We start from the raw sequence: 26,212 nt of genomic DNA, 5'->3' as shown, positions 1-26,212 counted from the left end.
TTGTATCAGGACAGGTCATCCACTTTCTGGGTCAGATCCGATTCCATCGACGGCGCCGCCCCCATCACGATCGGCGCATGTGCGCCGTGGGGATAAGAGCCCCCGCCCGCGGTCTGCGACATCTCGGAATGGCAGTGCATCGGGAAGTGCTGGATCTGATTGGCGGAGACCGGCGGATAGGCATCCGGCGGAGCCTTGAACGGATAGATCACGTCGCGCACGTCCAGCGGGAACATGGAAACAGCATCCTTGTTCTTGAACGGGGCACTGAAGCGCTCGTAGTTGATCGTCACCATTTCCACGTGGTTCCCGTGGAAGTGCGGGGCATGGACGATCCCGCCAGCGTTCAGCATTCGCACATAGGCCGCCTCGTCGTAGTGGCCCATCAACTCGGTGTTGTACTCGTGCGTGTTCTCGTACGCATGCCCGTTGATCGTGAAATAGCGCGGATCGAAGCTGTCCGGGTCGATGGAGCTGACCTGGTAATCCCCCAGGTTGCGGACCTGTTCGCCCCACGCCGGATCCACATTGCTGAACAGCCACTTGTACTGGCGCACGAACTGCGGTCCGCCAATGAACGGCCGATCCTTGATCCCCGCGGGCATCACCACCAGTGCCCCGTGCAGGCCCATGATCCGGTTGACGCCATTGTTCTGGTCGTCGTAGTACAGGTACGTACCCGCCGGCGGCGCCGAGAACGAGAACGAGATGTTGTTCTGCGCACTGGCCTGATAACGAATATTGGTGGCCCCGACATGGAACACCACCGGCGTATGCAGCGTGTTCTGCAGATTGACCGTGATGGTGTCGCCCTCCTGGCACACCAGGGTCGGACCCGGCCAGGACATCGCCCCCGTGGCAGAAAAGCCGAAAATCCGCGCCGACGTACCATCGATCATGGTCACGTCGCCTCGCCGTGCCGTCAGATCAATGCTGAGCTCCTCGGCGTGCGCCCGGGGCGCCCAGGCCAGCAGGCCCATCGTGCCCGGAATCGCGAACCCGGCGGACAGCGCCATCCCGCCCTTCAAGAAATTTCTTCGATGCATGCGCGTGCTACCTCCGTGTTGAACAAGGGAGTGCGCAGAAGTCTTCCGTGATCGCGTTCCCGTGACGTCGCGACTCCCGCCGATCACGAAAGGCAGTCACCGGGCCGCATGTACCAACCTCGGTGTGGCGGCTACCGAACCGACATGGCACGGGAACCTCCCCGCCCCCTTCTGCGTCTACGTCTGGCGTTCCTGTATTTGTTCAGGAACTATTGGCCAAACAGCGGGCGAAGATAGAGAAAAACTCCGGTTTTACAACAAGGTTATTACCGAATATTTATATTGAATGCCTCTAATTCTTCGCTGGTCTGGCACAAAAAACCCCGAAGTTTTCGCTTGTTAGGGCTCCGATTCGTGTATGATGCCGGGTTGGCAGTTGCCATCCGATTTTCGCCGGGCCTTTGTTTCCGGCCTGTGTGAGTACCCCCAATGTCCGATTCCCCCTCCTTCTCCCAGCTCGGGCTTTCCGAGTCGCTGGTTCGTGCCCTGTCGAATATGGGCTTCACCACCCCGACCCCGGTTCAGGCCGCCTGTATCCCTGCATTGCTGGAAGGCCGCGACGTCCTGGGCGAAGCCCAGACCGGCACCGGCAAGACCGGCGCCTTCGGCCTGCCGCTGATCGACCTGATCGATGCCGGCGAGCGCGTGCCCCAGGCACTGGTGCTGGCCCCGACCCGCGAACTGGCCAATCAGGTCGCGGGCGCACTGACCGAATTCGCCGCCGGGTTCGATGGCATCGACGTGCTGCCCGTCTACGGCGGTCAGCCGATGGGCGAGCAGCTGCGCGCCCTGCGCAAGGGCCCGCAGATCGTGGTCGGCACCCCTGGCCGCGTGGTGGACCACATCAAGCGGGGCACGCTGAGCCTGGAGGCCCTGCGGGTCGTGGTGCTGGACGAGGCCGACGAGATGCTGCGCATGGGCTTTGTCGAAGAGATCGAGTGGATCCTGGAGCAGACCCCGGAAGCGCGTCAGACGACCCTGTTCTCGGCCACCATGCCGGGCCCGATTCGTCGTATCGCGCATCGCCAGATGCGCGAGCCGGAAGAGATCAAGATTGGTGCCGGCAACGAGGCCGGCACCGATATCGACCAGAGCTACTGCCTGGTCGACGCCCGCCACAAGCTGGAGGCCCTGACCCGGCTGATGGAAACCGAAGAAGACCTGGATGGCGCGGTGGTCTTCGCCCGCACCAAGGCCTCCACGGTGGAGATCGCCGACGCCCTCGGCCTCGCCGGCATCAAGGCCTCGGCCCTGAACGGCGACATGGAACAGGGCGAACGGGAGCGCGTCGTCAGCGACCTGCGCGACGGCCGCCTGGACGTGATCGTTGCGACCGATGTCGCCGCCCGCGGCATCGATGTGCCGCGCATCAGCCACGTCTTCAACTTCGATGCCCCCGGCGATGCCGAGGTCTATGTGCACCGCATTGGCCGTACCGGCCGTGCCGGGCGCAAGGGCCGCGCGATCCTGTTCCTGGAGCCGCGCAAGCGCCGCATGCTCAAGGACATCGAACGCCTGACCGGCAAGCCGGTCCGCGAGCAGCCGCTTCCCGATCGCCAGGCCGTCCAGGCCCGTCGCGAGGCGCGTTTCGCGGAACAAGTCCAGGCCCTGCTGGGCAGTGAACAGGCCAGCGCGCACGACGCCCTGGTCGAGCGCCTGCTGGCCGACGGCACGGTATCCGAACGCGACCTGGCCCTGGCCCTGGTCGCCCTTGCCACCGCCGACAGCCCGCTGGATGCCAACGCCCGTCAGGGTACCGACCCGCTGCTGGCCGCCGCCCGCGCGCCCCATGCCGACCGCGGCAACAGTCGTCGCGACGCGAAGCCCCGGGGCGAGCGCCCCTCACGCGGCAAGGATCGCGAGCCGGAAGCGGATATGGTGCGCTACTACATGCCCGTGGGCCGCAACAACGGTGTGGCACCGGGCGCCATCGTCGGCGCACTCGCCAATGAGGGCGGGCTGAACGGCCGCGACATCGGCCGCATCGGGCTGCGCGACGACCACAGCCATGTCGATCTACCGGCCTCGCTGGACGAGGCTGCCATTCGCCGCCTGGGCAACATCCACGTCGCGAATCGCAAGCTGGAGCTGACCCGCCAGGCGCCCCGCCCCGGCCAGTCGGCCCACCAGGACGACGCACGGCCCGCCCCCGCGCGCAAGCCCGGCAAATCCCGCAATGAGCGGTCCGAGCCGGCGGCCCGGAAGTCGCGGCCCATGGGCAAGCCGGCACCCGCCAAGCGCGGCCCGGCCCCGGCCAACCGCAAGCGCCCGGCCTATGCGGCGCCGGGCAAACGCCCCGCCGGCAAGGGCACGGGGTCCCCGAAGGCCTCCGGTCCACGCGCGGACGGCACGCTGATGATCAAGCGCAAGGTCGCGAACGGCTAACCCGCCCCAACCCGCGAAGACGACGGCTGGCTCAGGCCAGAAGCCCGCGACACCTCTGGGTGTCGCGGGCTTTTTCGTTTACAGCGTCAGAAATCGCCGGTACGGCCCGCCTCGACAATGCTGTAGATCGTGTCGCGGACCTCGCGCGCGGTCGCCTCGAGGTCCTCGGGCAGGTCCGTCGCGTGCAGCATCATGTCCATGTTGGTGGTCACGATCCAGCCCTGCCCCTCGTCGTCCTCCACCACGGCGATCCGGCAAGGCAGAAAGCTGGCGAAGATGATGTCGTGCTGCACCATCTGATTGGCAATCAGCGCATCACAGAAGGCCAGGATGCGCATGTAGTTGCCCTCGCCCCCCATCGCCCGCACCTGCTCGGACAGCGGCAGATCCGCGACCTCCTGGAAATTGCGCAGGTTGGCCCGCAGCTTCATCGACTCGATAGCGTCATCAATGCTTACGCCATCCTCGATGCGCACCAGCTCCACGCTGTGTCGAACCATCTGCTGCAGGGTCTCGCGATCCAGCTCCTCCACATCGGTGGAATCCGACGCAGCCAGAGGCAACGGCAGCAGCATCAACAGCAACACCAGCATCCAGACTTTCATCGCGCTCTCCTGATTCGGGTGGACGGAAGGGTTCGCCGGCCGGGGCGGCATGTGAATCCTTCCTTACCGAAATCTAGATCATGCTGGCGCGCTTCACCCGCTCTCCCGCACTGGACGACGGGAGATACCCCGCGATCAAAGCAATCTGCCCCCCTGCACTAACGCCGGATCAGGCGGTGCAGAAGCTCGTACTTGCCGTTGGTGTGATCGGTGCGACCCGCCTCGTCACGCCAGTCCCAGCGATCCGCCGGAAACAGTTCCCGCATGGCCGGCAGCGCGCAATGGAAGGGCGGCCCACCCTCCCGGCCGGTCTGCATGAAACACGCAAACAGCTCACCGCCCGGGCGCAACCAGGCGTGCAGCTGGCGTTCATAGGCCGGCCACTGAGCGGGCGGCAGGGCACACAGGGAGGTTTGCTCGTAAACCCCGTCTACCGGTGCCTCCGGCCGCCAGGACAGCATATCGGCCTGAACCACATCGGCTTCCAGGCCGGCATGGTCCAGATCGCTCCGCAGCTGTTCGACGGGCGTTGGCGCCACGTCCAGTCCAATCACGCGAAAGCCCCGTGCCGCCAGGGTCGGGACTTCGTGGCCAAACCCGCAGCCGGGCACCACGATACGGGCCCCCGGCTTCAGGGCGGTGCGTTGCAACCATTGCTCCAGCGAGGGGCTGGGCCCACCGCGATCCCAGCGGGTCGAGCCCGCCTGATAGCGGGCCTCCCAGTCCGCCTCCGCATCGACGGAAGCGGAATCGGCAGGGGAACTTTCGGAATTTGGCATCGGACTCCTTCTCGGCACAGGATAGGAACCCGATAGACCATACCAAAGCGCCAACGACTCACGGAGATCCCGATGGACCGGAACCAACTGCCCTACCGCATCCACCGCCAGGAACTCGGCCCCATGGAGAACTTCGTCTACCTGATCGAGGATCGCGCCAGTCACCGCGGCGCCGTGGTCGACCCCGCCTGGGAGCCCGAGGCGATCATCCGTCAGGCACGGGAGAACGACGTCGAGATCTCCGACATCCTGCTGACTCACAGCCATCACGATCACATCAACGGCGTCGAGGCCATCCTGGAGCAATACCCGAATGCCCGGCTGCACCTGCTCAAGCCGGAGGCCGAATTCTGGGGCAAGCAACTGGAACGCCCGGAGCTGCACCACGGCGGCGATGCGATGCGCCTGGGCGATACCGAGATCCGCTTCCTGCATACGCCCGGCCACACGCCCGGCTCTGCCTGCTTTCACATGCCCGCGGGCGACGACCTCATCACCGGGGACACCCTGTTCGTCTTCGGCTGCGGTCGCTGCGACCTGGCCGGCGGCGACCCGGAACAGATGTTCCATACCCTGAACGGGCTGCGTGAAGGCCTGCCGGCGCATACCTGCATCCACCCGGGCCACAACTACGCCGACAAAGCCGAATCCACACTGGAAGAACAGGACGCCGGCAACCCCTTCCTGCACTTCCACGACAAGGACGACTTCGTCCACTACCGCATGGTCGAGCACGACCGCGTACGCAGCACGCCCTACCACCCCATCCCCCGGAGCTGAGACGGGCCGAAAAACAAAGAATCCGTCCCGATGGCTTGCATCCCCCGGGACCAATCGCGATAATGCGCGCCTTCAGACGATGCGCCCGTAGCTCAGCTGGATAGAGTACCTGGCTACGAACCAGGTGGTCGGAGGTTCGAATCCTTCCGGGCGCGCCATATTCCAGAGAAAAGGCACCCACAGCCGGGTGCCTTTTTTCGTTTGGGCCAGCACAAAGGATTCGAACTTCCGTTCAACAATACGGTTCGATCCCGAGCGCAGCGAGGAACGTGTCAGCCCACAGCCGGCAGCCGGGAGGTCAACACGTACCGCGTCGCCGCCATCCTTTCGGGCGCGCCACATTTCGGAGAAAGGGATCCCTGACTTACAGTCGCTGGTCCCTTTTTCGTTCTGGCTCAGGGCTCGTGCCACTCCTGTGACAAACCCGAATTACGCCAATTGGGCTCCTCGTGCCCGATTAGTACCTGGCTTCGCGAGTCATTCCGTTCCTTGTGTTCGTAGGAACGCCTTCGATCGTGCCCCTACAGCCAGCCCTCAGGTGCGGCGCAACGCATCTCCTTCTATATTTTCCACGGGCCAGCTCCCGGGAATGCGCCGTTTGCGCAATCATGCCCCCGACCCGTACTTTTAGCGTAGCAACCGGGTTTCGATGACGCCTCGGTAGTGCTCCCGGCGTTTTCCCAAGCTGGGCGCCGTGCAGGCCTCGGGCAGGACGCGATCGGAGGTGGACGACCCGCAACACGCGGGGCGTTACCCGAAAGAGCGGGGTGGGACGATGATGGAACTGCAGTGGCTGATCGCCCTGCTGCCCTTTCTGGCAGCACTGCTGGTGCACCTCCTTGCGGGCCGGCTGGGCCACCGGGTCGCGCACCTGAGCGTGGGGATCAACGTCATCGTCGTAGGGATCGCCGCGTTCCAGCTGGCGCTCTACATCACCGGCGACACCGGGCCGCAGTGGATGGGCCTGGCCAACGGCTGGGGCAGCCTGCAGCTGGACCCGCTCAGCGCCATCATGGCGCTGGTCGTGGCCGGGATCAGCCTGGTGGTGCACGTCTACTCGATCCGCTACATGTTCGAGGAGCCCGGGTACGCCCGCTTCTTCATGCTGCTGGACCTGATGACCGGATCCATCCTCCTGATGGTGATGGCCGGCGACCTGATCACCCTCCTGATCGGCTGGCACCTGATCGGGGTAGTCCTCTACTTCCTGCTTACGCACAACACCGAACCGCCGCGCGCGCAGCGCTACGCCTTCTGGACGTTCATCACCTACCGTCTGGGGGACCTGCCGCTGGTGCTGGCCACCGTGATCCTGTTCCAGGCCTACGGCGTACTCGACCTCCCCACCCTCTTCGACCGTATCGCCGAAAGCCCCGATGCCCGCACCGTCATGGGGCTGCCCGTCACCGGGACGGTGGCCTTCCTGGTAGCGCTGGCCGCCTTCGCGAAGTCGGCCCAGTTCCCGCTGCACACCTGGCTGCCCTACACCATGGAGGGGCCCACGCCCGTGTCGGCCCTGATGCATGCGGGGATCGTCAACGCCGGCGGCATCATCATCAACCGCTTCGCCCCGGTGTTCGTCCACAGTAGCGAGGTCCTCCATCTGCTCTTCATCGTGGGCCTGCTGACCGCCGTGATCGGCTCGCTGATGATGCTTTCGCAGAACGACATCAAGAAGTCGCTGGGCTACTCCACCATGGGGCAGATGGGCTTCATGGTGATGGAAACCGGTGCCGGCGCCTTCGCGCTGTCGATCTTTCATCTGATCGCCCACGGCCTGTTCAAGGGCACCCTGTTCCTCGGAGCCGGCAACGTGATCGGGGCCGCGCGTCGCCATGACGGGGTTCCCAATGAGCCCCTCTACGACTTCCTCGTGGAGCGCAAATCAGCCCCCGCACGCGTGCCCTGGTTCATCATCGGGGCGGTCACGCTGATCGTGCCTCTGGTGATCCTGGTCGGCGCACATGCCTGGGTTGCGGAGCGCTTCTTCCAGCAACAGGGCGCGATCGTGCTGCTGTTCTTCGGCTGGATCACCGGGGTCCAGGTGCTCTTCACCGCCCAGCGGCTCGATACCGAGAATCCGCTGCGCATGATGGCCCTGATCATCCTGTCCTTCGCCGTGATCGTGATCGGCTACGTGCTCGTGGGCCACAGCTTCGAGGCCTTCCTCTACCCGGATGCCGCATTCCGTGACGCACTCTACTCGTCGGCGGGTATCGACAAGCTCACCTTCGATGTCCTGGTCGTCCTGCTGGCCGTGGTGTTCGTCCTCGGCTGGATCGGGGCCTACCTGAGCCGGACGCGCCAGCGCCCGATGGACAAGCTGCCGGCCGGCGCACGGCTGATGCTGTACTCGCTTCTGTCGCGCGAGCTTTATGTAGCCGACGTCCACGAACGTGTCACGGACCGGCTGCTGGCCCTGTCCAGACGCCTCAATATCTGGCTGAGGTGGCGCTGACATGTCGGTGTTTCTATTGATACTCGCCGCGTTCTTCCTGCCGCTCTTCCCGGCCACGATGCTGTTCACGCGGCTCGCCGTCAGCACCCAGCCTCTGCCGGTACGGCTCGCACTCGTCGTCTTCTGGCCCCAGATCGGGGTCGTTCTGATCCTCTGGGGCGAACTGGAGCCAGGTCCGATTCTCGCGACCTGGGCCGTGATGAGTGCGCTGTTCTACGCCTTCCGGATGCTGACCGTGCGCGAGGTCGGGCGCTGGAACGCCATGCTGGCCGTATCCGCCTGGCCCCTGGTCTGGCTCTACGCCCTGCAAACACCCGCGCCGGTTGATCTCGTCGCCGTGACGCTGGCACTGACCACCGCCCCTGTCCTGATGCTGGTGGTGCGCGAAGTCCTCGTCGGACGCCTGGGAGCCGCCTACACGGGGCTCCACGGCGGTCTGGCACGCGATCTGCCGCGCCTCTCGGGGATCATTGTGGTGGCAACGCTCGCGGCAATGGCCCTGCCCTTGTTCCCCGGCTTCTTCGCCCTGCTGACCCTGCTGGGCAGTGCGCCCGTCGGCTTCGCCATTGGCATCCTGCTGATCTGGCTGCTATGGAGCTGGGCGGGGGCCCGTCTGCTGCAGGGCACGGTATTCGGTCCGCGCAGCGGACCCGTGGCTGCCGATCTGACGGCCCCCCGCGCATGGGGCTTCGCCGGTCTCGTCGTGGCCCTGACAGGCGCCGGGCTCATCTGGACCGGAGGTGCGCTGTGACCCTTTCCCTCGGCCGCCAGCTGAAGATCCGCTCCATGGTGCACATGGCCGCCGAGCCGATCCCCAACTTCTGGCCCATGCGCACCTTCATCCACCACAACCCGTTGCACGGGCTGGAGGACCACCCCTTCCCCGAGGCGATCGAGCGTGGCCGGGCCCTGTTCCACGGGCGCGGCTTCCTGGCCCGCGCCGACTACCAGTGGCTGCTCGCCGATGGCCGCATCGACCCGGATGCGCTGGACACAGCGATCGACCGGGCGCTTGGTGGCTATCCAGCCCTGCAGGCCACCGGTGGCCACGCGCTGATCCATACCCTGCTCACGCGCTGTCGCGAACCGGCCCGTCGACCGTGCGTGCTGGCCGCGGCGGAGGACGTGGCGGCCATCCTCGCCGGCGGTGTTCCATCCGCGGGGGACGGCGTGGATGTGGAACGCATCGAGGACATCCTGCGACGGGCATTCCCGCCGGAGCGGCCACTCTACGAGGCGCTGGACCACCTCTACGACACCCGCATCGGCGAGACCCTGGACGAGCTCCTGATCAAGACCTGCCTCGACTTCTTCGACGAAGGCCAGTCGGCCTGGCCCATGCCCGGGCGCGAACAGGGCCTGTTCGCCGCCTGGAGCCAGCTTGCACAGCGCAACCTGCGGCTGTTCCTGCGCGGCCTGCACATCAAGAAAATCCTGGATCAGAGCGACACCCCGGAGGGCATCATCGCCTTCGTCCTCGACGAACTCGGCATCCCCGAGTCGTCCTGGCCCGGGCTGATCGTGCGCGAACTCACCCATCTGCACGGCTGGGCCGGCTTTATCCGCTGGCGCGAACGGGCGCCTCGCTATCACTGGGCCCGCGAATATCCAGCGGACCTGGTCGACTTCCTGGCGATTCGCCTGGTGCTGGCACTGTCCCTGGTCCGCGAACACGTGCGGCGCCGTCGGATGCCACGCAACCGGTTCGAACTCGAGGCCCGGATTACCGAGCGCCCGGCGGAATCCTTCCTGCGCCACGAACTGTTCACCGGCGCCGTGCTGCCCACTCGGGCCGAGTCCGTCGAGGACGCAGTGGCGCGCGGTCGGCCGGCCGAAATCGCCCGGCTCATCGGGGCTTACATCCCCGAAAAGCGCCAGGCTGAAGCCGGGACCCAGTCACGCGCCCTCGAAGAACTGGCACAGCGCGCCGGCACACCGAATGCCTTCCGCGAGCTCTCGCCGGGATGCCTGGCCGAGGTGCTGACGGAACTGGAGGCATTCGAACGGCGCGAGGGCATGATCTGGCTGGAGGCCATGGAGACAACCTACCGCCGCGCGCTGCTGTCACGCCTTCACCCGACTCCCGCGCCACCCCGCGAAAAGCGCCCCTTTGCGCAGATGCTGTTTTGTATCGATGTGCGCTCGGAACGCATTCGCCGCCAGCTCGAGACGCTTGGCGACTACCAGACCTACGGGATCGCCGGATTCTTCGGTGTCCCGGTCAGCTTCATCGCGCTGGGCAAGGGCAGCGAGGATCACCTGTGTCCCGTACTGCTGACCCCGAAGAACCTGGTCCTCGAGGTGACGACCGGCGCCGAGAAACTGGAGACGGATCTGTATTCCTCGGCGGAACACCTGCTGCACGACCTGAAGCATTCGGTCCTGTCGCCCTACTTCACGGTCGAGGCCATTGGCCTGCTCTTCGGTTTCGACATGGTCGGCAAGACCCTCGCGCCGCGGCTCTACAATCGCTGGCGCCACCGCATCGAATCGGACAAGCCGTCCACCCGTTTGCTGGTCGACAAGCTCACCCGAGAACAGGCGGACTCGGTCGTTCGCGCGCTGCAGCGGGTCATCATCGTGGAGGCGATTCACAAGGAGTTCGGCATCGAGCGCGAATCGATCACCGATGCGATCATCCGCGAACTGCGCGAGGCGGCCCTGGGGCGCCACACGGGGCAGACCCACTTCGCGCAGGCGTTCGCCCTTGGCAAACGCGCCGAGGCGGATTTTATCCAGACCCTGCAACAGCGCTACCGCATCAATCGCTCGTATGCGCAGATGCAGCTCGAACGCCTCGGGCGCATCGGCTTCTCCCTCGACGAGCAGACCTACTTCGTCGCCCAGGCGCTGCGCTCCATCGGGCTCACTGAACAGTTCTCCCGCTTCATCATCCTGACCGGGCACGGCAGCCAGTCGCACAACAATCCCTACGAGTCCGCCCTCGACTGCGGTGCCTGCGGCGGGAGTCACGGCCTCGTCAGTGCCCGCGTCCTGGCGCATATGGGCAACAAGCCGGAGGTTCGCCGGCGCCTGCGGCGCGAGGGCATCCACATCCCGGACGATGCCTGGTTCCTGCCGGCATTCCACAACACGACCAGCGACGCGATCGAGTTGCACGACCTGGATCTGCTCCCGGCCAGTCATCTCGTCTACCTCGAGCGCCTGCGCAACGGGTTGCAGGCAGCGCGGCGCCGCACCGCCGCGGAGCGGCTGCAGACCCTGCCGCCGGAGGGCGGGCCGGAACTCGAGCCCATCCAGGCCGCGCGGATGGCCCAGCGCAACACGGTGGACTGGGCCCAGGTGCGGCCCGAATGGGGCCTGGCGCGCAACGCGGGCTTCATCATCGGGCGCCGCCACCTGACCGAGGGCAGCGACCTCGAGGGCCGTACCTTCCTGCACTCCTACGACTATCGCCTCGACCCGCGCGGGCGTCTGCTCGCGAATATCCTGACCGGCCCGCTGGTGGTCGCCCAGTGGATCAACATGGAGCACTACTTCTCCACGGTCGACAACGAACACTATGGCAGCGGCAGCAAGGTCTACCACAACGTGGCGTGCCGCCTCGGTGTCATCACCGGCAACCTCAGTGACCTGCGAACCGGCCTCCCCGCCCAGACCGTACTGCGCGACGGCCGGCCCTACCATGACCCGATCCGCCTGTTGGCGGTCATCGAGGCGCCCTTTGAACACGCCCAGGCGGCGATCGACGGCGTCGCCAAGGTCCGGAGCCTGGTCACCAACGGATGGATCCTGGTAGTGATCCTCGACCCCGAGACCCACCGGATCCATCGCTTCGCGGACGGCCAGTGGCTGGAAGAGCCGCTGCCCGGGGCCGCTCATGGGCAAACCGATCCAACGGCTGCGGAGGAGACCCGCGCATGAACGACGTGAACCTGAATCCCCTCAAGAAGCTGGAGATCATTCTCGAGGGCGAACACCAGGCCTTTGCCACCGATCTGCTCGACCGGGCCGGCGTCAAGGGCTACACCATCATGGGCAACCTCTCGGGAAAGGGCAGCCAGGGCTTCCACGAAGGCCATCTGATGTTCAACGAGGACGACGTGCTGATCATGATCATCGCCGCCGTACCCGAGGAACTGGTCGAGCCGATCCTCGAGGGCTTCACCCCCTTCTTCAACCAGCACAGTGGCGTGATCTTCATCTCCGACATCCAGGTCAGTCGTCTGGTGAAATTCAAGGGCTGAAATCCACCCCCGGGCGGCTGCGGCGCTCCCGGGAACACCTGCTATTCGACAGCCGGGCTTGGCCGGTTCACAGGCAACATGCCAATCCCTGGCGTGCATCCCGCCTCTTGCAATGCGCCACTCCCGAGGCCAGCCTGAGTCACTCCCCAGTCACGGTTCACCACCATGCGCCAGATGTCCCCCCGGGAATTGCACGACTATCTCTCGCAGGCAAAGAGCCCGCCGAAGCTGCTGGATGTGCGCGAGCCCTGGGAATTCCGGCACTGCCACATCGAGGGCTCGCAACTGCTCCCGATGGGCCAGATCCCGACGGCGTATCAGGACCTGAATCCGGAGGACGAGATCGTGGTGATCTGTCACCACGGCGTCCGCAGCCAGCAAGTCTGCGGCTTTCTGCAGCGGGTCGGGTTCAACAACGTGATCAACCTGTCCGGCGGCATTGATGCCTGGGCACGCGAGGTCGATCCCCACATGGCGACCTATTGATCAGAGCTCCCCTGGCCGCTGCGTGAGACGCGCACCCACCCTGTCGGTCATCATCCCGGCCTGGAACGAGGCCGAGTGGCTGCCACGAACCCTGACGGCCGTCCAGGAGGCCCTGTCGGGCCTTGATCGCCCCAGCGAGATCATCGTGGTGGACAACGCCTCCACGGACGCGACCCCGCAGATCGCGCAGCGCGCCGGCTGTCGCGTCGTCTTCGAGCCGGAACGCAGGATCAGCCGCGCCCGCAATGCCGGCGCGGAGGCCGCCAGCGGGGACTACCTGCTGTTCGTGGACGCCGACACCTGGCCGGATGGCGCCCTGCTGCAGGCTACCCTGAAAGCACTGGACAGCGGCCGCGTCTGCGGCGGCGGTGCCCGGGTGGCGTTCGACCACCTGAATCACCGCATCTACCGCTGGGGCGCGCGTACATGGAATACGCTCTCCGCGCGCCTGGGGCTGGCCGCGGGCTGCTACGTCTTCTCCACCCGCGAGGCGTTCACGGCGGTGGGCGCGTTCAGCGAGCGCGTGTACGCCGGGGAAGAGGTGTTCCTGTCCCGCGCCCTGCGCCGCTGGGGCCGGGCACACGGCCAGCGCGTGGAAATCCTGGACACGCCGGTCCTGACCTCCGGGCGCAAGGCGGACTGGTTCAACCCCGCGCGCCACCTCCTGGTCGTGTTGCAGGTCCTGCTGTTCCCCTGGAGCCTGCGCTCCCGCCGCCTCAGCTGGTTCTGGTATACCCGTCCGGGCAGTCGCGACTGAACGATCGCGGTGCCGTCGCCCCGTCGGGTTCGGTATACTGCGCGGTCTTTCGGTTCGCGCCCTGCAGAGGAACCCCCGGACGCCATGAATCCCCGCCTCGACCGGCTCCAGCCTTACCCGTTCGAACGCCTGCGGGCCCTGTTCGCGGACCTGCGCCAGCCGGAAGGGCTGGAGCCCATCGCGCTGTCGATCGGCGAACCACGCCATGCGCTTCCGGGTTTCGTCGAACCCGCCCTGCGCGACGCCGTACAGGGTTACAACCACTACCCCACCACGCGCGGCGAACCGGCCCTGCGCGAGACGATCGCCGCCTGGCTGCAACGCCGGTTCGACTTGGATACCGTGAAGCCCGAGCGCCAGGTGCTGCCGGTCAGCGGTACCCGCGAGGCCCTGTTCGCGATCGCCCAGGCCGTCGTCGCGGAGAAGCCCGGGGCGCGCGTGCTGATGCCGAATCCCTTCTACCAGATCTACGAGGGTGCGGCCCTGCTGGCCGGGGCAGAACCGGCCTTCTACGACCTGGCGCCGGAGAACGGCTATCTACCCGACTTCTCCACGATCGACGTCGCCACCTGGGATGCGGTGCAGCTCGTCTACATCTGCAACCCGGGCAACCCGGCCGGCGCCTGCATGTCCGAGGCGGCGATGCAGGACCTGATCCGTCTGGCCGAACGCCATGACTTCGTGATTGCGGCCGACGAGTGCTACTCCGAGATCTATCACCCGGAGGCCACCCCACCCGCCGGCCTGCTGGGTGCCGCGGCGCGCATGGGCAATACCGGGTTCGAGCGCTGCATCGTGTTCCACAGCCTGTCCAAGCGCTCCAACCTCCCGGGGCTGCGATCCGGGTTCGTAGCGGGCGATGCCGAGCTGCTGGACCGCTTCGCGCTGTACCGCACCTACCACGGCTGCACACTGCCGCCGCCCACCCAGGCCGTCAGTCGCGTGGCCTGGGCAGACGAGGCCCATGTCGCGCACAATCGGGCCCTGTACGCGGAGAAGTTCGCGGCGGTCGTCCCGCGGCTGCAGGCCATACTCGACGTCACCACACCGGCCGCCGGCTTTTACCTCTGGCCACGGGTTCCCGATGGCGACGACGAGGCCTTTGCCCGCCGCCTGTACGCCGAGGCCGGGGTGACGGTGCTGCCCGGGCGCTACCTCTCGCGCAGCGACCCGACCTCCGGGCACAACCCCGGTGCCGGGCACGTCCGCATGGCCCTGGTCGCCGAGCCGGCCGCCTGTGTCGAGGCCGCCGAGCGCATCACCGGCCTGTATGAATCCATTACCTATTAATACCTTGCAAGGAAAACCTGATGTCCGATATCCAGAGCACCATCGAAACCGCCTTTGAACGCCGCGCCGAGATCAACCCGCGCAACGTGGAGACCAACGTCCGCGATGCGGTGAACGAGGCGCTGGAGATGCTGGACACCGGCCGTGCCCGGGTCGCCGAGAAGAAGGGCGGCGAATGGGTGGTGAACGAATGGCTGAAGAAGGCCGTGCTGCTGTCGTTCCGCATCTCGGAGAACGAGTTCATCAAGGGCGGCTTCACCAACTACTACGACAAGGTGCCCTCCAAGTACGCCGACACCTCCAGCCGTGACTTCCGCGAGGCCGGTGTGCGCGTCGTGCCGCCGGCCACCGCGCGCCGCGGGAGCTTCATCGCCCCCAACACGGTGCTGATGCCGTCCTACGTGAACATCGGTGCCTATGTGGATGAGGGCACGATGGTCGACACCTGGGCCACGGTCGGCTCCTGCGCCCAGATCGGCAAGAATGTGCATCTCTCCGGCGGCGTCGGGATCGGCGGCGTGCTGGAGCCGCTGCAGGCGGCCCCGACCATCATCGAAGACAACTGCTTCATCGGTGCCCGCTCCGAGGTGGTCGAGGGCGTGATCGTCGAGGAAGGCGCGGTCATCTCCATGGGCGTGTATCTCGGCCAGTCCACCCGGATCTACGATCGCGAGAACGACGAGATCCTCTATGGCCGCGTACCGGCCGGCTCCGTGGTGGTCTCCGGCACCCTGCCCTCCAAGGACGGCAAGTACTCGCTGTACTGCGCGGTGATCGTGAAGCGCGTGGACGAGAAGACCAAGGCCAAGGTGGGTCTGAACGCCCTGCTGCGCGATGTCTGAGATCGCGCTCTTCGGGATCGCCAACTGCGATACCGTCCGCAAGGCCCGCCGGGCGCTGGATGCGGCCGGCGTGGATGTTCGCTTCGTCGACGTTCGCAAGGACGGGCTGGAGGAGGCCCGGCTGCGCAACTGGGTCGAGGCGCTTGGCTGGGAGGCCCTGGTCAACCGGCGCGGCACGACCTGGCGCCAGCTTCCCGCCGAACAGCGCGACGGGCTGGACCGCGAACGCGCGATCGCCCTGATGCTCGAACACCCAGCCCTGATCAAGCGGCCGGTGATCGAACAGGGGGACGCGATCACGGTTGGCTGGACCCCCGACATCGCGGTCCGCTGGGGGGCTGCCTGAGGCCCTCGGCGGCATGCTGAGGCGGGCCGGTATTCGCTGGCGGGCGTTGCGCTGGCGCGCCCACCACTGGCTGGCCCGTCATCCCCGCCTGCACACCGGCCTGCATGCCGCCGGGAGCATGAAGAGCGGCCCGGAGGCGATGGCCCGCGGGGTCGCCATCGGGCTCTTCATCGGTCTGACCCCGACGGTGGGCTTTCAGACCGTGCTGATGATCGTCCTCTGCATCGCGCTGGCCGGGAATTTCCCGACGGCCTTCGTGGCCTCGTTCGTCAGCAACCCCCTGACCACGGCCCCCCTGTACTGGGGCTACCACTCGCTGGGCGAGGCAGTCTTTCGCTACATGCCCCTGCTCACCCACGACCCGGACGCCTGGTACCTGCAGGGGATCGGCGACGAGATTACCTTCACGCTACTGGGCAGCCTGCTGACCGCCACCCCCACCGCCATGGCCGGCTACTGGATCTCCCATCAACTGTCCGCCGCCTGGCAGCGCCACCGGGACCGGAGACGTGCCGAGCGGTCTCGGCGCCGCGGCCCCTGAGCCGCATCAATCGGCCGCATCAATCAGCCGCGTCCTCCACGCCCCCTTCCCCTGCCGGCGCGCCACTGGGTTCCGGCCATTCCAGCCGGACATCCAGCAACTCCACCGTGCCCCGGTCGCGCTCCAGGGGCGGTACGTCGGCGTAGGGGTCCGGATCCAGCCGGCCGTCGTGCCACACCCACACGAAGTACCCCAGGTTCAGCAGCGCGACCGCCAGGATCAGCCAGCGCATCCGCCATCCTCCTCGCGCGACAGTGCCCACAGCCCGTCCAGCACCAGGTTGGGGATGATCCGCGATTCCTCGCGCAACAGCGGCGCCAGCCAGTAGGCATCCCCGCCGGTCAGCCAGCAGGGGGCCTCCTCGCCCAGCACGTCGCGGGAGCGCGCGATCAGCCCGTCCAGCGCCCCGGCCAGCCCCAGGCCCCAGCCACGCTCCAGCGCATCCGCACTGTTCAGCCCGGGCGACGGGTCGAGGTCCTCGGGCCACTGCGTCGCCTCGCGCGGCGCGATACGATCGGCCAGACGGGGCTGCAGCGCCTCCCAGCCGAGCTGGCGCCCCGGCAGTATGTAGCCGCCTGCATGACACCCGTCCGCCTGCAACACGTCGACGGTGACCGCGGTTCCGGCATCCACCAGGATGACCGGCATGTCGCCAACGGCCCGCGCCGCGACCAGCGCGCAGTACCGATCCACCCCCAGCTGGCCGGCTGCGTAGTCGGTCCGCAGGCCGTTCGGCCCGGCAGCCGCGACCCGGACCGCGTGGACCGAGGCCGCCAGCCCGGCGCTGTCCAATTCCTCGGCGAACGCCGCCCCGCGATCACCCGCCACCCGCGAGACCCATACGGCGTCGATGGTCGAGTCCTGCGCCATGGATGCGAGGGCGCGGGCGCAGCCCGCGGGCTCCGGGGCCGCGCCGGAGCCCAGCACATCGCCATCCCGACTGCGCACCTGCCATTTCACCCGGCTACTGCCGATATCCACCAGCGCGATGTCAGACATGTTCAAGACTCCGTACCGAAACCTCGCCCGAGTGCAGATGACGCACCGATCCGTCCGCGAATGCCGCCACCAGACAGCCGCTGGCCGGGTCGATCCCCAGCGCCCGGGCCTGCGCTCCATCGTCCAGAAGCTCGATGGCCTGCCCGCGCAACAGATCGAGCCGCTCCAGCTCGGACTCCAGCGAGGCCACGCCCTCGCGCACCAGGACGGGATGCAGGCGGCAAAGCCGGTCGACCACCCGCGCGGCCAGTTCCAGGCCGTCCGGTGCGCCGCCCGGACAATGACTGGCGAGATCGGTAACCGCGCGGTCCAGTTCCAGTGTATCCGCGGCCTCGCGATTAATCCCGATCCCGGCCACCAGCCGGCCCGGCCGCTCCCGACGGGGTGCCCGCTGCTCCATCAGGATTCCGCCGAGCTTGGCGCCCTGGATCATCAGGTCATTGGGCCACTTGAGCCGCACGGACTCCAGACCCAGCCCCTCCAGGGCCTGGATTACCCCGATCCCCGCACCCACCGGATAGGCGGGCGGCACCGGTCCCCGCGCGATGGGCCACGCCAGCGACAGGGCGAGGCTGGCGCCGGGCCGCGACTGCCAGGCCCGACCCCGCCGGCCGCGACCCGCGGTCTGGCTGCGTGCCACGCAGACAAGCGGTCGCTCATCGTCCGTGGCAGCCGCCTCCAGGAGATAGCGGTTGGTCGAATCGACCGATTCCAGGACCTCGACCCAAGGTGCGGCGACGTCGCTGCCCGCCAGCAGGCCATCGACGCGCTCTTTCAGCCATGCACTTTCCGGCGCCATAATGCAGACTGTGAACGAAGTCTCGGTCATCGGGATCGGTACTCGGCCAGGGGACAGGGTTGGATACCAGGGATACGCAGAGCAAAGCCAGGCACCATGGTAAGCATTCCGCCCGGACGGCGCTGCTACTGCTGGTACTGGTGGCAGGGCTGGTCGCGGGCGGAACCAGCGCGGCCGAGCTGTACAGCTACCGCGATGCCTCCGGTGCCCGCGTCCTGACCGACGAACGGCCCCAGGGTATCCCGTACGAAACTATCCGCTCGCCCGCGAGCACGGGCACGGGGACCCCGTCCACGGGCGGCGACTGGTCTCCCAGCCAGATCTTCGTGTTCGAGGGCCCGGGCGGTGAACGCCTGGTCACCAACCAGCATCGCCAGGACAGCGGCATGGAACTGGTCGCCACCTACGGCCGCCCCACCGCGCGCGCCCGCTGCGGCGAGCGCGCCCGCCAGGCGCTGGCCACCGGCGGTGGCGAGTTCGCGGACCTGATTCGTACGGCCGCCACCCGCAAGGGCCTCGACCCTGCGCTGGTCCAGTCGGTCATTCACGTGGAATCCTGCTTCGATCCGCAGGCGGTCTCGCGGGTGGGCGCCCACGGCCTGATGCAGCTGATGCCCGCGACCGCGGCCGATCTCGGGGTCACCGACCGTTTCGATCCGGCCCAGAACATCAACGGCGGCACACGCTATCTGGCCGCGATGCTCGAGCGCTTCGAGGGGAATCTGGATCTCGCCCTGGCCGCCTACAACGCCGGCCCCGGCGCGGTGGAGCGCCACGGCGGCGTCCCGCCATTCCGCGAGACACAGACCTACATCCAGCGCATCCGCTCGCAGTACACCGGCAACGGACGACCGAACTGAATCAGTCTTTGGGCTTGTCGCGCCCGCAGTTCCAGCACTGGGTGAACTGCGGCTCGATCACCTCGCCGCAGCGCGGGCACTTCCAGTCCCGGCCGTCGTGTTCCGGCTCGCCCTCCAGGTACTCCAGGATCAGGGCTCGCGCCTCCTCGGCCTGCTCCTCGTGCACCACCATGATGCGCGCCCAGGTCTCGGTTGGCGGGACCTCCCCCGCCGCGCCCATGAGCCCGGCCTGGTTCACGTACGCCGGGATGCCGGCCTCTTTCAGCAGGTCCTCGATGAACCCGGCCATCACGGGGTCGGCGGCGGAATAGACAGTCCTCATGGCCGCGACCGTAGCACGCGCGGCAAATCCGACGCAGCGGGCCTACCCCTACTGCACAGTGCCCTGATTGGCCGCCTGGAAGTATTCCATCGCCTTCTGGATTGCGAAGAACGGGGCTTCCTCGAGCGCGGTACGGGTGTGCGGCAGGTTGATGTCCGCGTGGTACTTGCGCATGGCCAGGACATGAATCGGCAGCTCGCGCGCGAACATCGGGTTTTCGAAGTTGAAGTACTGGCCCAGCCCCAGCACCAGATCCTGGCGCTCGTCGGCCGTCAGGCTCTCCGGGGACACCCGGACATCCGGGAGCTGCCCGGCCTGGCCGTCGACCGATACGACCACCTGGCGATCCCCGTCGGCCGCGGCCGGCACGGAATCTCCGTTCACCAGCTGCAGGTTCTCCGACAGGTCCAGGTACCCCTTGGACAGGATATGCCCATGCGGCTGGAACACCTTGCTGGACATGTTGACCGCCCAGAGTTCCATGGTCTCCTTGAGGTCCTGGGCCGCCTGCACCTCGCCCAGGGCGAACAACTGCTGGGCGTAGACGATATCCCACACCCAGACCTGGCCGTATTCGGGCAGCTCGCCCTCGACGGCCAGCGAGACCTTGCGCAGCTCGGGCTGCGATTCGTCGCGCGCATGCAGTGTCAGGGTAAATTCGGCCAAGGGAGTTCTCCTTACGGCAGCGCCACTCGCGCTGCATGATCAAGGCCCGGATTATAGTCGCCTGTGCCCACCCGCCGCAGTTCAGGCACGCAGCCCGGGGGCTTCGGCCACGCCTGCCCCCCATTCACGGAACTGACATAATGTCGGAGGGGAACACTGGTTAATCTACACATTCGCGTTGGTGCCCCATGTTTCCCGAGACAAGGCGCGGTGCGCAGCCGGTAGTGGGGCTACCGGTAAGCGCCGCAACGCTGCATCGGGGAACATGGGGCACCAACCCCACAAACTATTGAACGCAGGGGCTCGGCCGATTTTGCGCGCGCACGGCGTTGCGGTTCCCTTGTGCAGAATGACTGCACGGCAGTCACCGCGCCTTGTTCGCACGCAAAATCGACTCGAGCGCGAACGTGTAGATTAACCAGTGTTCCCCTAGACTCGCGGGTCCACTTCTGCCGCGAGTCGTGCATGCCGGATGCCGACGTGACCCAGACCGATCTGTTCCTCAATCGCGAGCTGTCCCTGCTGGAATTCAACCGTCGGGTGCTCGCGATCGCCCAGGACCCCGCCTTCCCGCTACTCGAACGCCTGCGCTATCTGAGTATCTCCTCCACCAACCTGGACGAGTTCTTCGAGGTCCGCTTGGGCTCGCTGCGCCAGCAGGTCGAGCTGAACGTGCAGGCCCCCGGTCCGGACGGCCTTTCCGCCGCCGAGCAGCTTCGCCAGATCGCCCCGCGCGCGCACGACCTGGTCGAGGAGCAGTACCGCACCCTGAACGATGAACTGATCCCGGCACTGGCGGCCGAGGGCATCCACTTCGTGCGTCGCACCCACTGGAGCTCCGCGCAGCAGGAATGGGTGCTGCAGTATTTCCGCGAACAGCTGCAGCCGGTCCTGACCCCGATCGGCCTGGACCCGGCGCATCCCTTTCCGCGCATCCTGAACAAGAGCCTGAACTTCATCGTCACGCTCAAGGGCAAGGACGCCTTCGGCCGCGAGTCCGGCCGCGCCGTGGTACAGGCACCGCGTTCTCTCCCGCGTCTGGTGCGCCTCCCGAGGGAGGTCGCCAGCGGCGACAACGATTTCGTCCTGCTGTCGTCCATCCTGCACGCCCATGTTGACGAGCTGTTCCGCGGGATGAAGGTGACCGGCTGCTACCAGTTCCGGCTGACCCGCAACTCCGACCTGTTCGTGCAGGAAGAGGAGATCGACGACCTCCTGAACGCCCTGGAGGGCGAACTGCCCCAGCGCAACTACGGCGCCGGCGTGCGGCTGGAGGTCGCGGACAACTGCCCGCAGGAGGTCGCCGATTTCCTCCTGCAGCAGTTCCATCTGGACCCCGACGACCTGTATCAGGTCACCGGCCTCGTGAACCTGAACCGGCTGATGGCGGTGCACGAACTGGTCGACCGCCCGGACCTCAAGTTCCCGCCCCTGGTCCCGGCCCTGCCTCGCGTGGACGCCAGCGGCAGCGGCATCTTCGCCTGCATCCGCGAGCAGGAGCTATTGCTGCATCATCCGTACCAGTCGTTCATGCCGGTGGTGGATTTCCTGCGCCAGGCCGCGGCCGACCCGCGGGTACTGGCCATCAAGCAGACCCTGTACCGCACGGGCACCCGCTCGCCCCTGGTCGAGACCCTGATCGAGGCGGCGCAGGCCGGCAAGGAGGTCACTGTCGTGATCGAGCTGCGGGCGCGCTTCGACGAGGCCGACAACATCGAGCTGGCCAACCGCATGCAGGATGCCGGGGTGCATGTGACCTACGGCGTGGTCGGCTACAAGACCCACGCCAAGCTTGCCCTGGTGGTGCGCCGGGATGGCGACCAGATTACCCGCTACGCCCACCTCGGCACCGGCAACTATCACTCCGGCACTGCCAAGGCCTACACCGATTTCGGCCTGCTGACGGCCGACCCCGTGCTGACCGAGGACGTCCACCGTGTGTTTCTCCAGCTGACCGGGCTCGGCAAGGTGACCCGGCTGCGCCAGCTCATCCAGGCCCCCTTCCGCCTGCACGACGCGATGCAGGAGAAGATCGAGCGCGAGATCGAGAACCACCGGGCCGGCAAACCGGCGCGCATCGTCGCGCGCATGAACTCCCTGAACGAGGCCACCATCATCCAGGCCCTGTACCAGGCCTCGCAGGCCGGTGTGCCCATCCAGCTGATCGTGCGCGGCATCTGCAGCCTGCGCCCCGGGGTCCCCGGCATATCGGAAACCATCGAGGTGCGCTCGGTACTGGGCCGCTTCCTCGAACACTCGCGGGTGTTCTACTTCGAGAACGCCGGCAACCCCGATGTGTTCCTTTCCAGCGCCGACTGGATGCCGCGCAACTTCTTCCGCCGCGTCGAGGTGGCTTTCCCGGTGCGCGACCCGGAGCTGCGCGACCGCGTGGCCGAGGAATCCCTGTTCAACTACCTGCGCGACACCGCCACCGCCTGGTCCCTGCAACCGGACGGCAGCTACACCCGCATTCGGCCCGCCGACGACCAGGCCCCCTACTCCGCACAGGAGGTCCTGGCGGCCCGGCTGGCGGGGTCTACCGCCGGCTGACGCGACACCCATGGCCGGCGCGGGGCACCCGGTCGTGGGACTTCGCCGGTCCCCGCTTGACCCCATCCTTCGGACAACCGAACCTGAAGGTCACAACCTCCCTGTGGGCGCGAGCATCCGGACCCCCTATGAAGATCCTGATACTGGAAGACGAAGATCTCATGGCGGATCTCCTGAAGACGCTCGTTCGCGGCCTTTATCCCGATTCCGACATCTTCCACGCGCGCTCCATTACCGAGGCCCTGCGACGGTGGCGCGAGACACACCACGACCTCGTGCTGTCGGACCTGTCGCTGCCCGACGGGAACGGGCTGGACTTCCTGCGACGGGCGGCCATCGATGGCCGCGTCACGCCCATCGTCATCATCACCGCAGACCCGGACCGTAAAAGCGTCCAGCGCGCCGCTCGCTACGGCGTCCGGGGTTTTATCTCCAAGCCCTTCGAGGCGGAACTGGTGCATGACCGTCTGCAAGCGATACTGGCTACGAGAGCGACTACCGCCGAGTCCCGCGAAGAAGCCGAGGGCGAGCCGGAGGCGCCCGCCCTGGAAAACGCCCTGCAACAGGCCGAATCCGGTGAGCTGAGACTGCCTACACCGATCGATCTTGACGCACTGCGGGAATTGAGGGCGCGGGCCGACACACTCTCGCTGTCCGAACTGGAGAAGGCCTGGCAGGACATTCCATCCCTGGTCACGCGCCTGATCGATGCATCCAACGGCAGTGCTCTGAGGCGCACCGACACCCCCAATACCTCGCTACGCGACGCCCTGCAGGTTCTGGGCATCCCCACCGCCCTGAATCTGGCAATGGCCATGGCCCTCGATCTCACCACCACACTTCAGGACCCCAACCTCCAGACCCGCGCCCGGCATTACCAGGAACAGAGCGAGCGCATGGCCCACCAGGCCGCGGCCCTGGGTCGCAGCCTGCGGGCGGACGCCAGCCTTTGCTTTACCGCCGGACTGATGCATCGCCTGGGCGAGCTCGCGGTCATCGCCACGGCACAGCGCTGCGTCCTTCAGGGCTGCACCCTCGACCCAGCCGCCCTGGATACGGCGCTTGCGGGGGACTGGCCCGCTCGAATGGCCGTAGCGCTGAAGTCGCGTCTGCGCCTTTCTCTCCCGTTAAAGCAGATGATTGGGGCCGCCCACGGCTTCGGTCTGGGCAGCGGCCACATTCATCTCCCCATCATGCGCACCGCCTTCTTGCTGACCAATGGGGCGGCGGACTCCGCCGAATGCCAGAAGCTACTGGGGCGCCTTGGTCTGTCGGACCAGGACACAACAGGCGACATACCCGCTCAGCAGGTCTCGCTCCAGAGAAATGCTGATGGGTGAACACGCTCGCGTGGGTACCCCGAGCCCCCGAGGCAGGGGTCACACAGCCGTTAGCGCCTCCACCCCCGTTCTATAAACCCTCGGGGCGCAATGCAGGGTCGGGGAACCTGGAGTACAAGCCCCAAACGTGAGTGAATACAGGGGCACATGCGCCGCACACCATCGGGCCGCACACGCGTGCGGCACCCTCCCGGAACCGAGGCGCTCCTGAACCCAATCCTCTTGTTCCCGATGCAGAGGGTCGCTGGGTTCCCTACCCGTTCACAACACACCCGGTAAGCGCCTCAGCTCCCGCGGTTTTTTGTATCCGCTTCACTTTGACGCTCGGAGCGCGGCACATCATGCAGTCCGCCCAGCAGGGTGACCTCGGCGTCGCCATGACGCAGCAGGTCCTGCAACAGCACCACGATCCCGACCACGCAGAGGAACAGCCCGAAGTTCAGTCCGATCGACTGCACATGGCGGAGCACAAAGAAGAACTCCGCCTCCTGCGCCGGAATCCACAGGATCGGCGCCATCACCCCCAGCAACGCCACGAATGCATACACCATGAAACGGATGAAGTGCACCGGTACCCGCCGTATGCTCAGGCCGTACACAATGGTGGCCACGATCAGCACACTCGCCGTCGCCTGAACCGCGATCATGGCCCGGTCGGTGATGAACACGTACCGACCCTCCTCGTAGGTGGCTTCGCTGAGCCCGCCGAACATGGCCACCAGCAGGGCGTTTCCGACCACATACACCAGACTGAGCAGGAAGGGCAGTGCCAGCAACCGGTTGTGCCGCATCAACCGGAACCCCGTAGCCGACCACCAGATGCCGATCCACAACGGCACCGACAGCACCTAGGGCAACACTGATTAATGTGCACGCTCGCGTTGGCATCCCAGGTTCTCCGAGACAAGGCGCGTCGCGCAGCGGGTAGTGGTTCTACCCGCAAGTGGCGCAACGCAGGATCGGGGAACCTGGGGTGCCAACCCCGAAGGGGCTCGGCCGCTTTTGCGCGGGAACGGCGTTGCGGCTCCCTTGTGCAGAATGACTGCACGGCAGTCACCGCGCCTTGTTCGCACGCAAAAGCGACTCGAGCGCGAGCGTGCACATTAATCAGTGTTGCCCTAGATGTGATCTCTCAATAGGTTGTCCACGGGACGACTCCGAAGGATGCTGAGTTTGCGGACTGAGCCATTCCCAAGGAGGACGCCCCGTGAACCTTCATCAAAATGCCTTAATGGGTCCCCGCGGTCGAGAGCGGATGGCTCGCCTGGTCGTGGATCACGGCCTGAGCCTTCGTGCAGCGGCCCGCGCCTTTGACGTGGATCCGAAGACCGTGCAGCGCTGGGTCCAGCGGTTCCAGGAGGCCGGCCGTTCCGGACTTGTGGACCGTTCGTCCCGGCCGCGGAGCCAGCCGCGGCGAACCCCCCGACGGATCCAACGGCAGGTGGTCGCCTTGCGGCGCCAGCGCTGGACCATGGATCGCATCGCGACCTTCACAAGGATCTCGAGGGCCAGCGTCAGCCGCATCCTGCGGCGCGAGGGCCTGAACCGCCTGAGCGCACTGGAGCCGGCCGAGCCACCCCGGCGCTACGAACACGAACACCCCGGCGATCTGCTCCACCTCGACATCAAGAAGCTGGCGCGCTTCCGTCACCCGGGCCACCGCGTGACCGGCGTCCGCGCCAAGGACTCCATCGGAGCGGGCTACGAGTACGTGCATGTGGCCATCGACGACCGCTCGCGCATCGCCTACAGCGAGATCCATCCCGCCGAGCGGGCCCAGGATGCGATCGCGCACCTGGAGGCGGCCGTGCGCTACTACGCCACCCTGGGGATCACCATCCGACGGGTCCTGACCGACAACGGACCCTGCTACCACGCCCGGGCGTTCAGCCAGGCCTGCCGCCGACTGGGCATCCGCCATCGCCGCACCCGGCCCTACACGCCGCGAACCAATGGCAAGGCCGAGCGCTTTATCCAGACCGCCCTGCGCGAGTGGGCCTACGCCTTCACCTACGCCACGTCAGAGGAGCGCAAACGCCATCTGCCCCGATGGATCCACGACTACAACTGGCACCGCCCACACGGTAGCCTGAACAAGCAGCCACCCATCAGCGTCCTCGGTCTACCTGAGGACAACCTTGTGAGACTCCACA

The 26,212-nt window shown here is 66.7% G+C and carries 25 protein-coding genes and 1 tRNA gene; 17 read left to right on the top strand and 9 right to left on the bottom strand.

The window, feature by feature from the left end; all coding sequences use genetic code 11:
* Positions 1–5: 5 nt before the first annotated feature.
* Positions 6–1,016, bottom strand: a complete 1,011-nt coding sequence (locus D103_RS0100130) for a multicopper oxidase domain-containing protein (RefSeq protein WP_018875350.1) — start codon at positions 1,014–1,016, stop codon at positions 6–8.
* Positions 1,017–1,475: 459 nt separating this feature from the next.
* On the opposite strand from D103_RS0100130, the gene D103_RS0100125 reads away from it, so the two are divergent.
* On the top strand, positions 1,476–3,431 hold the full coding sequence (locus D103_RS0100125) for a DEAD/DEAH box helicase (protein WP_018875349.1): 1,956 nt from the start codon (positions 1,476–1,478) through the stop codon (positions 3,429–3,431).
* Positions 3,432–3,517: 86 nt separating this feature from the next.
* On the opposite strand, the gene D103_RS0100120 is transcribed toward D103_RS0100125, so the two are convergent.
* Both D103_RS0100120 and D103_RS0100115 read right to left on the bottom strand, forming a co-directional pair.
* Positions 3,518–4,036, bottom strand: a complete 519-nt coding sequence (locus D103_RS0100120; protein WP_018875348.1) for a DUF302 domain-containing protein — start codon at positions 4,034–4,036, stop codon at positions 3,518–3,520.
* A 158-nt stretch (positions 4,037–4,194) separates the two neighbouring features.
* Positions 4,195–4,815 carry a methyltransferase domain-containing protein gene (locus D103_RS0100115; protein ID WP_018867369.1) on the bottom strand — a complete coding sequence of 207 codons (621 nt, stop codon included), beginning with the start codon at positions 4,813–4,815 and terminating at the stop codon, positions 4,195–4,197.
* 72 nt (positions 4,816–4,887) lie between these two features.
* On the opposite strand from D103_RS0100115, the gene D103_RS0100110 reads away from it, so the two are divergent.
* The 12 genes from D103_RS0100110 to D103_RS0100055 all read left to right on the top strand — a co-directional run bounded on the left by D103_RS0100110 (position 4,888) and on the right by D103_RS0100055 (position 16,523).
* Positions 4,888–5,595 carry an MBL fold metallo-hydrolase gene (locus tag D103_RS0100110; RefSeq protein WP_018875347.1) on the top strand — a complete coding sequence of 236 codons (708 nt, stop codon included), beginning with the start codon at positions 4,888–4,890 and terminating at the stop codon, positions 5,593–5,595.
* Positions 5,596–5,676: 81 nt separating this feature from the next.
* Positions 5,677–5,753: transfer RNA gene (locus D103_RS0100105), tRNA-Arg, on the top strand.
* 617 nt (positions 5,754–6,370) lie between these two features.
* On the top strand, positions 6,371–8,053 hold the full coding sequence (locus D103_RS0100100; protein WP_018867367.1) for an NADH-quinone oxidoreductase subunit L: 1,683 nt from the start codon (positions 6,371–6,373) through the stop codon (positions 8,051–8,053).
* A gap of 1 nt (position 8,054) precedes the next feature.
* The gene (locus D103_RS0100095) at positions 8,055–8,804 is read left to right on the top strand and encodes a hypothetical protein (RefSeq protein ID WP_018867366.1); all 750 of its coding nucleotides are present in this window, start codon (positions 8,055–8,057) and stop codon (positions 8,802–8,804) included.
* Entirely contained in the window at positions 8,801–11,938 is a 3,138-nt protein-coding gene (locus D103_RS0100090; protein WP_018875346.1) for a DUF2309 domain-containing protein, read from the top strand. The genes D103_RS0100095 and D103_RS0100090 overlap by 4 nt, the downstream gene beginning before the upstream one ends.
* Positions 11,935–12,261, top strand: a complete 327-nt coding sequence (locus tag D103_RS0100085) for a P-II family nitrogen regulator (RefSeq protein ID WP_018867364.1) — start codon at positions 11,935–11,937, stop codon at positions 12,259–12,261. The genes D103_RS0100090 and D103_RS0100085 overlap by 4 nt, the downstream gene beginning before the upstream one ends.
* Before the next feature lie 165 nt (positions 12,262–12,426).
* Positions 12,427–12,747, top strand: coding sequence for a rhodanese-like domain-containing protein (locus tag D103_RS0100080; protein ID WP_018867363.1), 321 nt, complete (start codon positions 12,427–12,429; stop codon positions 12,745–12,747).
* A 22-nt stretch (positions 12,748–12,769) separates the two neighbouring features.
* The gene (locus D103_RS0100075) at positions 12,770–13,504 is read left to right on the top strand and encodes a glycosyltransferase (protein ID WP_018875345.1); all 735 of its coding nucleotides are present in this window, start codon (positions 12,770–12,772) and stop codon (positions 13,502–13,504) included.
* Positions 13,505–13,588: 84 nt separating this feature from the next.
* On the top strand, positions 13,589–14,794 hold the full coding sequence (gene dapC / locus D103_RS0100070) for a succinyldiaminopimelate transaminase (protein ID WP_018875344.1): 1,206 nt from the start codon (positions 13,589–13,591) through the stop codon (positions 14,792–14,794).
* A 20-nt stretch (positions 14,795–14,814) separates the two neighbouring features.
* A complete protein-coding gene (gene dapD / locus D103_RS0100065; protein WP_018867360.1) occupies positions 14,815–15,636 on the top strand; it encodes a 2,3,4,5-tetrahydropyridine-2,6-dicarboxylate N-succinyltransferase in 822 nt (273 codons plus the stop codon).
* The gene (locus D103_RS0100060) at positions 15,629–15,982 is read left to right on the top strand and encodes an arsenate reductase (RefSeq protein ID WP_018875343.1); all 354 of its coding nucleotides are present in this window, start codon (positions 15,629–15,631) and stop codon (positions 15,980–15,982) included. Before dapD ends, D103_RS0100060 begins: the two co-directional genes overlap by 8 nt.
* A gap of 13 nt (positions 15,983–15,995) precedes the next feature.
* Positions 15,996–16,523, top strand: coding sequence for a DUF2062 domain-containing protein (locus D103_RS0100055; protein WP_018875342.1), 528 nt, complete (start codon positions 15,996–15,998; stop codon positions 16,521–16,523).
* A 19-nt stretch (positions 16,524–16,542) separates the two neighbouring features.
* On the opposite strand, the gene D103_RS0100050 is transcribed toward D103_RS0100055, so the two are convergent.
* Genes D103_RS0100050 through D103_RS0100040 form a run of 3 tightly spaced genes read right to left on the bottom strand, consistent with a single transcriptional unit; the run spans position 16,543 to position 18,321 of the window.
* Positions 16,543–16,755, bottom strand: a complete 213-nt coding sequence (locus D103_RS0100050) for a hypothetical protein (protein ID WP_018875341.1) — start codon at positions 16,753–16,755, stop codon at positions 16,543–16,545.
* Positions 16,743–17,522, bottom strand: coding sequence for a type III pantothenate kinase (locus tag D103_RS0100045; protein WP_018875340.1), 780 nt, complete (start codon positions 17,520–17,522; stop codon positions 16,743–16,745). The genes D103_RS0100050 and D103_RS0100045 overlap by 13 nt, the downstream gene beginning before the upstream one ends.
* Complete coding sequence (locus tag D103_RS0100040; protein ID WP_018875339.1) at positions 17,515–18,321, bottom strand: biotin--[acetyl-CoA-carboxylase] ligase; 807 nt, start codon at positions 18,319–18,321, stop codon at positions 17,515–17,517. Before D103_RS0100040 ends, D103_RS0100045 begins: the two co-directional genes overlap by 8 nt.
* Positions 18,322–18,461: 140 nt before the next feature.
* Here D103_RS0100040 and D103_RS0100035 point away from each other — a divergent pair, with 140 nt between their 5' ends.
* Positions 18,462–19,181, top strand: a complete 720-nt coding sequence (locus D103_RS0100035; protein ID WP_018875338.1) for a lytic transglycosylase domain-containing protein — start codon at positions 18,462–18,464, stop codon at positions 19,179–19,181.
* 1 nt (position 19,182) lies between these two features.
* Here the strand turns inward: D103_RS0100035 and D103_RS0100030 are convergent, their stop codons facing one another.
* Positions 19,183–19,503, bottom strand: coding sequence for a DUF2007 domain-containing protein (locus D103_RS0100030; protein WP_081618338.1), 321 nt, complete (start codon positions 19,501–19,503; stop codon positions 19,183–19,185).
* Positions 19,504–19,551: 48 nt separating this feature from the next.
* Positions 19,552–20,169, bottom strand: coding sequence for a hypothetical protein (locus D103_RS0100025; RefSeq protein ID WP_018867352.1), 618 nt, complete (start codon positions 20,167–20,169; stop codon positions 19,552–19,554).
* A gap of 465 nt (positions 20,170–20,634) precedes the next feature.
* Between D103_RS0100025 and ppk1 the strand changes: the two genes are divergently transcribed.
* Positions 20,635–22,719, top strand: a complete 2,085-nt coding sequence (ppk1, locus tag D103_RS0100020; RefSeq protein ID WP_018875336.1) for a polyphosphate kinase 1 — start codon at positions 20,635–20,637, stop codon at positions 22,717–22,719.
* A gap of 128 nt (positions 22,720–22,847) precedes the next feature.
* Positions 22,848–24,059, top strand: coding sequence for a response regulator (locus D103_RS0100015; RefSeq protein ID WP_018875335.1), 1,212 nt, complete (start codon positions 22,848–22,850; stop codon positions 24,057–24,059).
* Positions 24,060–24,343: 284 nt separating this feature from the next.
* Here D103_RS0100015 and D103_RS0100010 read toward each other — a convergent pair whose 3' ends face one another.
* The gene (locus tag D103_RS0100010; RefSeq protein WP_018875334.1) at positions 24,344–24,850 is read right to left on the bottom strand and encodes a hypothetical protein; all 507 of its coding nucleotides are present in this window, start codon (positions 24,848–24,850) and stop codon (positions 24,344–24,346) included.
* Between the two features lie 416 nt (positions 24,851–25,266).
* On the opposite strand from D103_RS0100010, the gene D103_RS13310 reads away from it, so the two are divergent.
* The coding region (locus tag D103_RS13310; protein ID WP_081618355.1) for an IS481 family transposase at positions 25,267–26,212 on the top strand (946 nt) is incomplete at its 3' end.

The organism is Thioalkalivibrio sp. ALE31, assembly GCF_000377405.1.
Lineage (GTDB): Bacteria > Pseudomonadota > Gammaproteobacteria > Ectothiorhodospirales > Ectothiorhodospiraceae > Thioalkalivibrio.
The sequence above is the reverse complement of the archived record's forward strand: the minus strand, read 5'-3'. Positions and strand labels throughout refer to the sequence as shown.